Genomic DNA, 12,629 nt, shown 5'->3' on the forward strand with positions numbered 1-12,629 from the left:
TCCGAACCGACAGGGAGAACCTCGTGGACCCGAACACTCCACAGTGGACCGGCGGACCGGTGCTGTCCGGCCGGGGGCTGGTGAAGCGCTACGGCGCGCAGTACGCCCTGGCCGGCATCGACATCGACATCCAGCCGCGGGACGCCGTCGCCATCGTCGGCCCGTCCGGCTCGGGCAAGACGTCGCTGCTCCACGTGCTGGCCGGCATCCTCCGGGCCGACGACGGGCAGATCTTCCTGGCCGGGCAGCGGGTCGACCACCTCGGCGAGAAGAAGCGCAGCGAGCTGCGCCGCACCGAGTTCGGCTTCGTGTTCCAGTCGGGGATGCTGGTCGCGGAGCTGTCGGCCGAAGAGAACGTCGCGCTGCCGTCGCTGCTGGCCGGGCTCGGCCGCAAGGAGGCCATCGACGCCGGCCGCCAGTGGCTTTCGCGCCTCGGCCTGGCCGGCAAGGAGAAGCGCCGTCCCGGCGAGCTGTCCGGCGGCGAAGCCCAGCGCGTTGCCATCGCCCGTGCGCTGACCCACCGGCCGAAGGTGATCTTCGCCGACGAACCGACCGGCGCGCTCGACACGCGCACCGGCCGCGAGACGATGGACGCCCTGCTCGGCGCCGCCCATGAAACGGGCGCCGCGGTGATCGTGGTGACGCACGACCGCGAGCTGGCCGAGTCGATGCCGAAGACGGTCGCCATCCGCGACGGCCTGATCGCCACGAGGCAGGCGGCGTGAACTCGCTCCAGATCGCCCTGCGGGTGCTGAAGGTCGACCGGCGGACCCGGACGTCGGCGATCCTCACCGCGATCGGGGTGGCCGTCGCGACCGGGCTGGTGCTGCTGCTGGCGACGCTGCCGTTCGCCACGCAGAACCGCGAGCAGCGCGCCCTCTGGCAGGGCGAACACTTCTACAGCAGCCAAGCCGGGAACGCCCCGGCCAAGATCCTTTACAGCTCGTCGAAGGACTACTTCGACGGGAAGCAGATCATGCGGGTGGACGTCGCGCTGACCGGTGGCACCGCGCCTGGGTCGGTCGCGCTGCCGGCGGGGGTGCCGCAGCTGCCCGGACCGGGCGAGACCGTCGTTTCGCCGGCGCTCGGCCGGCTGCTGCAGGGCCACCCGGCCGACCAGCTCGGCGACCGGTTCGGCAAGCCCGTCGGCGCCATCGGCGAGGACGGCCTCCGCTTCCCGGAACAGCTCGTCGCGCTGGTCGGGCACACGGCGGACGCGATGCCGGTGCGCGCCGACCCGATCGCGGGCTTCCCCAGCGGGAAGGCCAGTGCGGACGCCCTGCTCATGCTGCTGTCCTGGGTCGGGATCATCGTGCTGCTGGTGCCGAGCCTGGTGCTGGTGGCGTCGTCGGCGCGGCTGACCGCGGCCCGGCGCGAACGGCGGCTCGCCGCGATCCGGCTGGCCGGCGCGACCCCAGGGCAGGTCACGAACATGGTGGCCGCCGAGACGACGTTGTCCGCCGGCATCGGCGCCCTGCTCGGGCTGCTGATCAGCCCGGCACTGCACGGCCTCGCGTCGTTCGTCCCGTGGGCGGGCGGTACCTGGCTGGCGGCCGACTTCACGCTGCCGGTCGGCCTGACCGTGTTCATCGTCGTGGCCATCCCGGTGCTCGTGGTGCTGGCCGGCATCCTCGGCCTGCGCCGCGTGCTGAAGAACCCGCTGTTCGCGACCGGCGGGCGCGCGTTGAAGCCGTTGCGCTGGTGGCGCCTGCTGGCGCTGCCCGCAGCCGGGCTGTTCTTCCTCGTCGCGGTGACGACGGCGAAGGACTCCGGCGGCATCACGATGGTCATGGCGGGGCTGTTCCTGCTGGTCGGCTCGGCCGCGATCGTCGGGCCGTGGGTGACCTCGGCGGTCGGTGGCACGTTCGTCCGGATCTGGCGGCGCCCGTCCGCGCTGCTCGCCGGCCGCCGCCTGCGTGACGACCCGAAGGGCGCCTACCGCGCGTCCGCCGGGATCGTGCTCGCGGTGTTCGCCGGGTCGATGGCGCTGACGCTGCTGCCGACGTTCGAGTCGATGGCCGGCGGCGGGCGCTCCTTCGTCGACTCCACGCTCTACGTCGACACCGACAGCCAGCACGCGGGCAAGATCGTCGACCAGGCGAACGCGTCCCTGCGGAAGTACGGCCAGTCCGAGAAGGCGGTCGCGGTCGGCGAGGTCTACCTCGTCCACGGCGAGGGCCGGGACCGCGACGGCCACCGCGCACTGGTCATGAGCTGTGCGGACGCGGTCAAGCTGACCCGGTTCGGCCTCTCCGCGGAGAACTGCACGGGCGGTCCGGCCGTGTTCGGCGAAACGGCGCTCGACCTGGCGCAGTTCAAGGTCACCGACACCTGGGAGGGCCAGGCGTCGCCGGTCAAGTCGGGCACGCGGGCGGAGGCCGTCCGCCCGAGTGACCCGGACCTGTCCACCACGTCGATCATCGACCCGGCCGCGCTGCCGGAGGGCTTCACGCCGAAGTACGTCACCGTCGTCGCGCCGACCACCGACGCGAGCCGCGAGGTCGTCCGGACGGCGCTGGCCGGGCCGGCCGCCGGCGAGGAGATCGGCAGCCGGGACCAGTACCTGTTCAACCAGCAGACCGAGCTCGGCGACCTGCGCCGGGTCACGGTGATCGGGCTGATCGCCGCCGGCGTCCTGGCCGGCTGCAGCGCCGCGGTCGCGACCGCGGGCTCGGTGATGGACCGCCGCCGCACCTTCGGGGCGCTGATGGCGGCCGGCACGCCGGTCCGGGTGCTGGCGAGGGCGTTGCGGATGGAGGCCGCGCTGCCGGCGCTGGTCGCCACCATCGGTGCGGGAATCGTCGGGGTACTGGTCGGCGTTGGGCTCTACAGCATGGTCGACGAGCGGGGCATCGTGCTCAGCCCGTGGCTGCTGGCGCCGGTCGTGCTCGGCGTCGGCGTGGCCCTGCTCGGCGCGTCGGTGTGCACCCCCGCGCTCAAGCGGGTCCAGGCCGAACCGCTGGCCGACGAATAGGGAGGACGTTCGCCCCTCTATCGGGGGAGGGGCGAACTCCTACCGCTTTTCGAAGATGAGGTCGTGCGAGACGCGGCCTTCGACGTCGGCGCGCTGCTCGAACTTGGTCACCGGCCGCCACTCCGGCCGCGGCGCCCAGCCGTCGTAGCGGTTGCGCAGGGCGGGTTCCGCGGAGCAGACCTCGAGCATCTGCTCGGCGTAGTTCTCCCAGTCGGTCGCCATGTGGAACGTGCCGCCGGGCGCGAGCCGCGACGCCACGAGCGCGGCGAACGACGGCGACACGATCCGCCGCTTGTGGTGCTTCTTCTTCGGCCAGGGGTCCGGGAAGAACAGCCGGACGCCGTGCAGCGTGTCCGGCTCGACGTGCTCGGTCAGCAGCACCACGGCGTCGCCGTGCAGCAGCCGCAGGTTCTCGACGCCCAGCTTTTCGGCGCGCAGCATCAGCTGGCCGAGGCCCGGGTCGTAGACCTCGGCCGCGACGTAGTTCAGCTCCGGCGCCGCGGCGGCCAGCTGCGACGTCGTCTCGCCCATGCCGGAGCCGATCTCCAGCATCACCGGCGCTTCGCGGCCGAACCAGGCCGTGAAGTCCAGCGTCCCGGCGGGCAGGTCACCGACCGTGCGGCCGACTTTCGGCCACAGTTCGTCCCACGCGCGTTGCTGCCCAACGGTCATCCGGCCGCCGCGCTTGACGTAGCTGACGACGCTGCGCAGCCGGGGTTGGTGCTCGTTTTCCACTCATGGAATGTAGCCGGGCGCGCAGCGCCTCCGTTGAGGGTGGTGGTGGGGGCATGGATGGATTAACGAACGGCTTCGAGCTCCCCGAGGCGAGACCGCAGCCCCGCCAAGCCGGCGATCGCGAGCGGGTCCGGCGTCGCCCCCGTGTGCGCGGGGAGCACGTCGATCCAGCCCGGGTGCCGATCGGTGTTGATCACCGTCGTGGGAATCGCGTGTCCCGATTTCCCGCGTTCGGACGGCATGAACTCCCAGTAACCGGATTCACCGTCCGCGGCCCACGGGACGAATTCCCAGCCGGGACGCCTGCCGAGCAGTTGCGCGATCCGGTCCTCGACGCGGAAACCCTGTTCCCGCGAATCGAGGGTTCCGTCCGCGACCGCCCGCAGCCACCACGGCGCGGGGATCGGGCCCGCCATCCCGGCCGAAGCGCGGAACAGCGCCAGGACCCGGTCTTCCGGTGCGCGGTGCACCCACGCCCGGCGGAGTTCGGCGGGCGTCGCCGCCGTCATGGCGGCCCGCGGGAGTTCGATCGCCCGCGACCATTCGAGGTCCAGCATGGGTTCGAGCTGAGGAACGTCGTCTTCGACGCGAGCTCGGGGAATCGTGCTGCCCAATTCTTGACCGGTGTCCACCGTCAAGGATCACCTCCAGGGGAGCTCAGACGGGTCCGGCACGCTCTCTCTTACGAATATTGCCTGGTCATAGCAGTATGTCCGGTGGCTGTGAGAGAAGCCACAGGGGTTTCATCTTCTTTTAACAAAGGTTTTTGAGGTATTGAGACCGCGGTCACGCTCAGGCGTCACGCCTCGCCGTGACGAGCACACCGGCCACGAACAGGGCAATGGTGATCGCCGCGAAGTAACCGAGGTAGCCCCACGGGCCGAGCGGCGCGTCCGGCAGCTGCAGCGGCCCCGCGGCGAACCCGCCCGCCCCGACGAACTCGTCGGCGGCGTGGAACGGCATCCACTGGTAGATGTGCCGCCCGGCGCCCGGGATGAGGATCACCAGGCCTTCGACCACCTGGGTCCAGACGAGCACCACGGTCAGCCCGAAGGCGACGCTGCGCAGCAGGAGCGCGACGCCGACGCCGGCCACCGCGGTGAACAGGAACGCCAGGCTCTGCCCGAGCACCGAGCGCCAGTCCGCGGCCGAGTGCAGCGCGAGGTCGGCGTCCGGCTGCACCAGCGACGCCAGCCCCCACGAGCCGAAGCCGACGACCAGCCCGAGCACCGCGCCGAGCGCGGCGACGACCGCCACCTTGGCCAGCAGCGCGGGCACCCGGCTCGGCACCGCCTGGAACGTCAGCCGGATGGTGCCCCAGTTGAACTCCGACGCCGTCGCGAGGACCGCGAGGACGAGCAGCACGGTCCGGCCGTTGCCGCTCGCGAGCTGGGTGTTGCCGACGGTCGCCGGGATCTCCGGCCCGGCCAGTGCGAAGAACAGCGCGGTGAAGCCGAGCGGCGCGACGAACGCGATCGCCAGGCACCACCAGGGCGCGCGGGTGCTGAAGAGCTTGATGCGCTCGGCGCGGAGGAGGTTGGTGATCATCGGGACGCCTCCGAAGCCGGCCCCGCGAACTCGACGGATTCGCGGGTGAGGTCGAGGTAGGCCTGCTCCAGCGAGCCGGTGATCGGGCTCAGCTCGTGCAGCGTCGCGCCCGCGTCGAAGGCGAGCTGGCCGATCCGGTCACTGTCTATTCCGGACACCACGAAGGCGCCGTCGGTCTCGGTGAACTCGGCCTGCCCGGTGAGCGCGGCCCGCAGCTCGTCGGCGTGCGGGGTGCGCACGCGCACGCCGTGTTCGCTCGTCCGCGCGACGAACTCGTCCATCGTCCCCTGGTAGATGAGCCGTCCCCGGCCGATCACCACGAGGTCCTGCGCGGTCTGCGCCATCTCGGGCAGCAGGTGGCTGGACACGAACACGGTCCGGCCCTCGGCGGCCAGCGCGTGCAGCAGCTGCCGGATCCAGGCCATGCCCTCGGGGTCGAGGCCGTTCACCGGCTCGTCGAACAGCAGCACCCGCGGGTCGCCCAGCATGGCAGCGGCGATGCCCAGCCGCTGCTGCATGCCCAGGGAGTACTGCAGGACGCGGGTCTTGCCGACGCTCGTCAGCCCGACCAGCGCGAGCACCTCTTCGACGCGCTTGTCGGAGATGCCGTTGGTGGCGGCCAGCCAGCGCAGGTGGTCACGGCCGCTGCGGCCGGGGTGGCGCCAGGTGGCGTCCAGCATCGCGCCGACCGTCCGAAGTGGATCTCGCAGCCGCCGGTACGGCTCGCCGTCGACGAGCACCGTGCCCGCGTCGGGGGTGTCGAGGCCGAGGACCAGCCGCATGGTCGTGGACTTGCCGGCGCCGTTCGGCCCGAGGAACCCGGTGACCCGCCCGGACCGCGCGGTGAACGTCAGCTCGTCGACCGCAGTCGTCGTGCCGTACCGCTTGGTCAGTGCGTTCGCTTCGATCATGCGCTCCCCCGTCCCGTCACCCGGAGCCTACTGCGAAACACCGGATCCGGGTCGCCCCCCGACAGCGCGACCCGGATCCGGTGTTTTCCCCTGTTCCCCCTTTATGCGTCCCGCTTCTTCGCCACCCCGAGTGCGACGAGCAGGAACACGATGGCGATGCCGGCGAAGTACGCCAGCGCCCAGCCGGGGCTCAGCGGCGAGTCCGACGGCGACGGGCCGTCGACGACCGCGGAGCCGCGCAGGAACTTGTTCGCCGCGTTGAACGGCATCCATTCGTGGATGTGGGCGCCGATCTTCGGGATCAGCTGGATCAGGTCTTCCACGGCCAGGTTGTAGATGAGCAGCAGGGCGATGGCGCCGGCGCTGTGCCGGATCAGGACCCCGACGGCGACGGCGAGCACCGCGCTGATGGCGAACACCGGGCCCAGGCCGGCGACGTTCAGCCAATCCTGCGTGGTGTGCAGGCCGATGCCGTCGTTCGGCCGCATGAGCATGCCGAGGCCCAGCGCGCCGAACGCGGCGAGCTCGCCGATCACCAGCGCGACCAGCGCGACGACGACCGCCTTGGCGACCAGCGCCGGCGAGCGGTGCGGCACCGCCTGGAACGTCGTGCGGATGGTGTTGAAGCGGTATTCGGTGGTGACCGCGAGCGCGGCGAGCACCATGACGACGGCGATCCCGAACTGCGTGCCGCCGAACTGGAGGGCGGACAGCGTGACCGGCGAGTCGGCCGGGGTCGCGCTGGAGATGATGGCGGCGAAGCCGATGGCCAGCGCCAGTGCGATGAGGGCGCACCACCACGGCGAGCGGGTGGTGAACAGCTTGATGCGTTCTACCGCGAGCAGGTTCATGGTCTTGGTTTCCCCGTTTACTTGGCGGACTCGAGCACGTGCTGCGCCTCGGCGTCGAGCCCGGTGTGGTACTCGACGGAGTCGCCGGTGATCTGCATGAAGGCCTGCTCGAGCGAGCCGGTCTGCGGGCTCAGCTCGTGCAGCACGATGCCGTTGGCGGCGGCGATCTCGCCGATCTTGTCGCTGTCCATCCCGGACACCACGAGCCCGGTGGCGTCCCCGGTGACGCCGGCGCTGGCGCGCTGGAGGGCGTCGCGGAGCTCGGCGAGCTGCGGTGAGCGGACCTTGACCGTGTTCTCCGCCGCGCGGGAGACGAAGTCCTGGGTCGACGACTGCGAAATCAGCTGCCCCCGGCCGATCACCACGAGGTTGCTCGCGGTCAGCGCCATCTCCGACAGCAAGTGGCTCGACACGAACACGGTGCGGCCCTCATCGGCCAGCCGGTGCATGAACTTGCGGATCCAGAGGATGCCCTCGGGGTCCAGGCCGTTCACCGGCTCGTCGAACAGCAGCACCTCGGGGTCGCCCAGCAGGGCGGCCGCGATACCGAGCCGCTGCGACATGCCGAGCGAGAACCCGCCGGCGCGCTTGCCCGCGACGCTGGTGAGGCCGACGGTGTCGAGCACCTCGTCGACGCGGGCGGCCGGGATGCGGTTGGACTTCGCCATCCACAGCAGGTGGGCGCGCGCCGAACGGTTGGGGTGCACCCACTTCGCGTCGAGCAGCGCGCCGACGGTGCGCAGCGGTTCCTTGAGGTCGTGGTACTTCTTGCCCCCGATGGTGACCTGGCCGCCCGTGGGGTTGTCCAGGCCGAGGATCATCCGCATGGTGGTGGACTTGCCCGCCCCGTTCGGGCCGAGGAAGCCGGTGACCTGACCCGCGGCCACGGAGAACGACAGGTTGTTCACCGCCAGTGTCTTTCCGTACCGCTTGGTGAGGCCGGTTGCCTCGATCATGACTGCTCCTCTTCCGCCCCTCGCTTACGACGCGTTCATCGTCGCGGGTCGGAGGCTGTTCGCGCGTCACCCTGTAGACCGAACCGGTCCCCCTACCTGAGTAGTACCTTGCTGGCTCTTCGGCCGATGCGCGATCCGTGATGACCCTGAGTCGACCCTGATTCGCCCGAATTAATGAACTGTGGTTCAATAACTGCGTGGCCAGGCCGAGGAGCATCACGGACGAGCGGTTGCTGGCGGCGGCGGAGGCCGTCATCGGCCGTCGCGGGCCGGGCTTCACCCTCGCCCATGTGGCCGAGGGAGCGGGTGTCTCGGTCGGCACGGTCGCGCAGCGGTTCGGCTCGAAGAGCGGTCTGCTGCAGGCGATGAGCCGGCGGGCCACGAGCCGGGCCGTCGAGCTGATGCGCGAGTGCGCGGAGCGGGCGGACGACCCGGTCGACGGCCTGCGCGCCGCGGCGGTGTCGGTCTACGCGGTGCTCGGTGACGCCGAAGAAGCGGCGAACCACCTGGGCCAGCTCGGCGTGGACATCGGCGACCCGGTGCTGCGGTCGCTGCTGGGCGAGCACTTCACGGCGGTCGAGCAAGAACTGCGGCGGCTCGTGCGGGCGGCGGCTTCCTCGTTGCCGCACGCCCCGAGCGTGCCGCGCGCGGCCCGTGCGGTGCTCGGCGTGATCAACGGGGTGTCGATCGACTGGTCGATCCGGCCGCACGGGCGGCTGGCCGACCGGCTGGCGGAGGACGTCGACGCGGTGCTGACCGCGTGGCGCGGACGGGAGGACGCATGAGTTTGCAGGGCAAGGTCGCGGTCGTCACCGGGGCGACCCGGGGCTGCGGCCGCGCGATCGCGGTGGAACTGGGCCGCGCGGGCGCGACGGTGTACGTCACCGGCCGCACGACGCGCGAGACGTCGTCACCGCTGAAGCGCCCGGAGACGATCGAAGAGACGGGCGAACTGGTCGAGGCGGCGGGCGGCAAGGCGGTGGTCGTCCGCTGCGACTTCACCTCGGTGTCCGATGTGGACGCCTTGAAGGCACGCATCGAGTCCGAAGTGGACGGAATCGACATCCTGGTCGACGACGTCTGGGGCGGTGACATGTACTTCCACTTCGACGCGCCCTTCTGGGAGACGCCGCTGGAAGACGCGCTGAAGCTGACGCACAACGCGCTGGACACCCACCTCATCGCGCTGCACAAGCTGCTGCCGCTGGTGGTCGCCCGCCGCGGCCTGGTCCTCGAGGTGACCGACGGCGACAACGACGACTACGTCGGCGCGGGCCTGCCGTACTACCTGGCCAAGTGCGGCATCCGCGCCCTCGGCCGCGCCCTCGGCGTCGAGCTGAAGAAGAACGACTGCGTCGGCCTCGCCGTCACACCGGGCTTCCTGCGCTCGGAGTCGATGCTCGACCACTTCGAGGTCACCGAGGAAAACTGGCGCGACGCGGTCGGCAAGCTGGCGCCGGTCGACTTCAAGATCTCCGAGACGCCGTACCTGCTCGCCCGCGGCGTCGCGGCCCTGGCCCAAGACCCCTCGGTTTCCCGCTTCGCCGGCCGAACCCTGGCGTCCTGGACGTTGATGAAGGAGTACGACTACACCGACATCGACGGCGACCGCCCGGACTTCGGCCGCTGGCTCACCGAAGTCCGCAACGCGGGCAAGGACCCGGCCACCACCCCACCGGACGACTTCCGCTAACGCCCAAAGCGCCACTTTCCCTATGAAAGTTCCGCCACCGGCTGTCGGGTGGTGGCACTTTCGTAGGGAAAGTGGCGGGTTGTGGAGGGATTTCGGGGGATGTGGGTAAAGGGGGCGTAGTTGATCTTGAAGCGGGCTGGTTGTCGGAGGGCTGGCACAGGCTTGCCGTGTGTTCCGTTCTCGCAGTAGTGACCTGGTCGACTTCGCCGAGCCCTTCGTCGGGACCCAGGCCGTCGCCGAAGACGTGCTGACGTCGCGCGCGTTGCGGTCTCCCTTGTTCACCCGGTTGTTCCGGAACGTCTACGTCGCCTCGACGACTGAAGTGACGTACTCGATGCGATGCCGGGCCGCTGCTCTGCTCGCACCCGGTGACGCCGTGCTGTCCGGGTGCTCGGCTGCGGCCGTCAGGGGCCTGGAGCTGGTCGGTTCGCGGGACCCAGTCGAGTTCGTCGTGCCGGAGCATCTGGTGTTCGATCGGCAGGCGGGGCTGCACATCCGGCGGACCAGCCGGACAACAATCGATAGCGAGCCGTGGGATGCCATCCGGCTCGCCACGCCCCTGAGGCTCGCTTTGGACGCCCTCACCAACACCAAGCTCCATCGATCACTTGCCCGGGTCGTCGGTTACCTCGATGCCTTCCTCCACAGCGGGTTGGTGGACCTGGCCGAGCTGTGCGACTACCTCGAACCACGCCGAGACAACGGCATTGTGCGAGCCAGGAAGGCGATTGCGCTGGCAGATGCGCGTTCCGAGAGCATTCCCGAGTCCGAACTGAGGGTGTGGCTCACCGTCGCCGGCTTGAAGCCGGAGGTCCAAGTCGACGTCGTAGCGGGAGACGGTGAGTTCCTCGGTCGCCTCGATTTGGCCTTTCCGGCACAGAAGCTGGCGGTCGAATACGACGGCGAGTGGCACCTCGGAGGTATCCAGCCGCGCCTCGACGCACAGCGCCGCGCCGCGATCGAGTCCGAGGGATGGCGCTTTGTGGTCGTCACCAAGGCAGACTTGTACGGTGAGCCGAAGCGCGTGGTCGAGACCGTGCGAGCGGAACTTTCCCTATGAAAGTGCCGCTTGAGGCTAAGCGAGGCCGGGGCGGGCGAGGCCGGTTTCGTAGGCCAGCACCACGGCTTGCACCCGGTCTCGCAGCTCCAGCTTCGCCAGGATCCGCCCGACGTGCGTCTTCACCGTCGCCTCGGAGAGGAACAGCGCCTCCGCGATCTCCAGGTTCGACATGCCCTTGGCGATCAGCACGAGCACCTCGCGCTCGCGGTCGGTCAGCACGTCGAGCTCCGCGGTGTCGCGCATCGGCGTGCCGCCCGTGCCGACGAAACGGTCGAGCAGCCGGCGGGTCACCGACGGCGAGACCACCGCGTCGCCCGAAGCGACCGCGCGCAGGGCCGAGACCAGGTGGTCGGGCTGGGTGTCCTTGAGCAGGAACCCGCTCGCCCCGCCCTGCAGGGCCGCGTAGACGTACTCGTCGAGGTCGAACGTCGTCATCACGAGCACCCGCGCGGTGCCGTCGGCGACGATCCGCTTGGTCGCCTCGACGCCGTCGAGCACCGGCATCCGGACGTCCATCAGCACGACGTCGGGGCGCAGTTCCGCGGCCATCGCGATCGCTTGCGCGCCGTCGCCCGCCTCGCCGACGACGTCGATGTCGGCCTGCGCGCCGAGCACCATCCGGAAGCCGACGCGCATCAGTTCCTGGTCGTCGACGACCACCACACGGATCACTTGTCCAACCTAACCGGCAGGGCCGCGCGGACCTGCCACCCACCACTCGGAGCCGGGCCCACGTCCAGAGTCCCGCCGTACACGTGCGCGCGTTCGCGCATGCCGATCAAGCCGTTGCCGCCCGGCAGGCGTTGCGAAGAACCCGCGAGCTGCGGGACGCGGCCCGCGCCGTCGTCGGACACCAGCACCTCGACCAGGTCGCCGGTCCGGTGCACCCGCACCGACGCCGTCGCGCCGCGGCCGGCGTGCTTGAGCGTGTTGGTCAGCGACTCCTGGACGATCCGGTAGATCCCCAGCGAGACGCCGGCCGGCAGGTCGCCGAGCTCGTTCGTCTCCAGCTCCACCGGCACCCCGGCGGTCCGCATCCGCTCGGCGAGCTCGGCGAGGGCGTGCACGTCTGGCTGCGGGACTCGCGGCTCGCCGTCCGCGTCGTCGCTGCGCAGCACGTCGAGCAGGCGCCGCAGCTCCCCGAGCGCGCCGCGGCCGGTCTCGGAAATCGTTTGCAGGGCCCGGCGGGCGAGGTCGGGGTTGCTCTCCAGCGCGTACGAAGCGCCGTCGGCCTGCACCACCATCACGCTCACCGCGTGCGCGACGACGTCGTGCAGTTCGCGCGCGATGCGCCCGCGTTCCTCGGCCACCGCGATCCGGGTGGCCTGGTCCCGTTCGGTCTCGAGCAGGTGCAACCTGGCCTCCACTTCCACGTCGTAGGCGCGCCGGGCCCCGACGAACTCGCCGAGGGTCCAGCACAGGGCGATGCCGAACGCGAGGAACAGCACCGAGATGAACAGCTCGTCGGTCTGCTCCAGCGCCAGCTGCACGGCCGACGAGACGACCACCGCGCCGACGAAGATCAGCCCTTGGCGCCGCCCGGCGTAGACGACGACCGAATAGATGCTCATCGCGAGGCCGGCGACGCTGGAGACGCCGAGCTGCAGCGTCGCGTGCACGACGCTGATCACCAGCACGACGTACGCCGACCACAGCGGCGACTTTCGCCGGAACACCAGCGGCACCACCATCGCGATGTTCACCGGCACGGCGATGTACCAGGGCGGCAGCTCGGCGATCTCGGCCAGGCCGTCGGCGACGAACAGCAGCATGTCGACCAGGCCGAGCAGGACGGCCAGCACCGTGTCGCCCGCCATGGGGTGGGCACGCATCCAGAGGCTCAGCCGTCGCACCAGACAACACTAGGTCCCGGGCCGCCGAACGCGCGTCGGTCGGCGGTA

At 70.6% G+C, this 12,629-nt stretch carries 13 protein-coding genes; 5 read left to right on the forward strand and 8 right to left on the reverse strand.

Annotated features, from left to right (window positions below):
- The first annotated feature begins 23 nt into the window (after positions 1–23).
- Both SD460_RS06535 and SD460_RS06540 read left to right on the forward strand, forming a co-directional pair.
- A complete protein-coding gene (locus tag SD460_RS06535; protein ID WP_290056728.1) occupies positions 24–725 on the forward strand; it encodes an ABC transporter ATP-binding protein in 702 nt (233 codons plus the stop codon).
- Positions 722–2,974, forward strand: coding sequence for an FtsX-like permease family protein (locus SD460_RS06540; protein ID WP_290056730.1), 2,253 nt, complete (start codon positions 722–724; stop codon positions 2,972–2,974). The genes SD460_RS06535 and SD460_RS06540 overlap by 4 nt, the downstream gene beginning before the upstream one ends.
- 39 nt (positions 2,975–3,013) lie before the next feature.
- On the opposite strand, the gene trmB is transcribed toward SD460_RS06540, so the two are convergent.
- From trmB to SD460_RS06570, 6 genes are all read right to left on the reverse strand, one after another.
- Positions 3,014–3,709 carry a tRNA (guanosine(46)-N7)-methyltransferase TrmB gene (trmB, locus tag SD460_RS06545; protein WP_290056731.1) on the reverse strand — a complete coding sequence of 232 codons (696 nt, stop codon included), beginning with the start codon at positions 3,707–3,709 and terminating at the stop codon, positions 3,014–3,016.
- Between the two features lie 62 nt (positions 3,710–3,771).
- Complete coding sequence (locus tag SD460_RS06550; RefSeq protein WP_290056760.1) at positions 3,772–4,323, reverse strand: hypothetical protein; 552 nt, start codon at positions 4,321–4,323, stop codon at positions 3,772–3,774.
- 178 nt (positions 4,324–4,501) lie between these two features.
- The gene (locus SD460_RS06555; protein WP_290056732.1) at positions 4,502–5,257 is read right to left on the reverse strand and encodes a hypothetical protein; all 756 of its coding nucleotides are present in this window, start codon (positions 5,255–5,257) and stop codon (positions 4,502–4,504) included.
- Positions 5,254–6,168: an ABC transporter ATP-binding protein gene (locus SD460_RS06560; RefSeq protein ID WP_290056734.1), complete on the reverse strand. Its 915-nt coding sequence runs from the start codon at positions 6,166–6,168 to the stop codon at positions 5,254–5,256. The genes SD460_RS06555 and SD460_RS06560 overlap by 4 nt, the downstream gene beginning before the upstream one ends.
- Before the next feature lie 101 nt (positions 6,169–6,269).
- A complete protein-coding gene (locus SD460_RS06565) occupies positions 6,270–7,019 on the reverse strand; it encodes an ABC transporter permease (protein WP_290056735.1) in 750 nt (249 codons plus the stop codon).
- Positions 7,020–7,036: 17 nt separating this feature from the next.
- Positions 7,037–7,975: an ABC transporter ATP-binding protein gene (locus SD460_RS06570; RefSeq protein WP_290056736.1), complete on the reverse strand. Its 939-nt coding sequence runs from the start codon at positions 7,973–7,975 to the stop codon at positions 7,037–7,039.
- Positions 7,976–8,172: 197 nt separating this feature from the next.
- On the opposite strand from SD460_RS06570, the gene SD460_RS06575 reads away from it, so the two are divergent.
- The 3 genes from SD460_RS06575 to SD460_RS06585 all read left to right on the forward strand — a co-directional run bounded on the left by SD460_RS06575 (position 8,173) and on the right by SD460_RS06585 (position 10,728).
- Positions 8,173–8,760 (forward strand): TetR/AcrR family transcriptional regulator, encoded by a 588-nt coding sequence (locus SD460_RS06575; RefSeq protein ID WP_290056737.1) that lies wholly within the window; start codon positions 8,173–8,175, stop codon positions 8,758–8,760.
- The gene (locus tag SD460_RS06580; RefSeq protein WP_290056739.1) at positions 8,757–9,668 is read left to right on the forward strand and encodes an SDR family NAD(P)-dependent oxidoreductase; all 912 of its coding nucleotides are present in this window, start codon (positions 8,757–8,759) and stop codon (positions 9,666–9,668) included. Before SD460_RS06575 ends, SD460_RS06580 begins: the two co-directional genes overlap by 4 nt.
- A 169-nt stretch (positions 9,669–9,837) precedes the next feature.
- Complete coding sequence (locus SD460_RS06585) at positions 9,838–10,728, forward strand: PDDEXK family nuclease (protein ID WP_290056741.1); 891 nt, start codon at positions 9,838–9,840, stop codon at positions 10,726–10,728.
- A 15-nt stretch (positions 10,729–10,743) separates the two neighbouring features.
- Here the strand turns inward: SD460_RS06585 and SD460_RS06590 are convergent, their stop codons facing one another.
- Together SD460_RS06590 and SD460_RS06595 are read right to left on the reverse strand one after the other, a co-directional pair.
- Complete coding sequence (locus SD460_RS06590; RefSeq protein WP_290056742.1) at positions 10,744–11,400, reverse strand: response regulator; 657 nt, start codon at positions 11,398–11,400, stop codon at positions 10,744–10,746.
- Positions 11,397–12,560 (reverse strand): sensor histidine kinase, encoded by a 1,164-nt coding sequence (locus tag SD460_RS06595; RefSeq protein WP_438860834.1) that lies wholly within the window; start codon positions 12,558–12,560, stop codon positions 11,397–11,399. Before SD460_RS06595 ends, SD460_RS06590 begins: the two co-directional genes overlap by 4 nt.
- Positions 12,561–12,629: the final 69 nt, after the last annotated feature.

It is taken from the genome of Amycolatopsis solani, from assembly GCF_033441515.1.
Lineage (GTDB): Bacteria > Actinomycetota > Actinomycetes > Mycobacteriales > Pseudonocardiaceae > Amycolatopsis > Amycolatopsis solani.

Coding starts and splice junctions, on each gene's coding strand:
- SD460_RS06555 (WP_290056732.1), bottom strand. CDS start 5,257: ATGATCACCAACCTCCTCCGCGCCGAGCGCATCAAGCTCTTCAGCACC.
- SD460_RS06560 (WP_290056734.1), bottom strand. CDS start 6,168: ATGATCGAAGCGAACGCACTGACCAAGCGGTACGGCACGACGACTGCG.
- SD460_RS06565 (WP_290056735.1), bottom strand. CDS start 7,019: ATGAACCTGCTCGCGGTAGAACGCATCAAGCTGTTCACCACCCGCTCG.
- SD460_RS06570 (WP_290056736.1), bottom strand. CDS start 7,975: ATGATCGAGGCAACCGGCCTCACCAAGCGGTACGGAAAGACACTGGCG.
- SD460_RS06580 (WP_290056739.1), top strand. CDS start 8,757: ATGAGTTTGCAGGGCAAGGTCGCGGTCGTCACCGGGGCGACCCGGGGC.
- SD460_RS06595 (WP_438860834.1), bottom strand. CDS start 12,560: ATGCGTGCCCACCCCATGGCGGGCGACACGGTGCTGGCCGTCCTGCTC.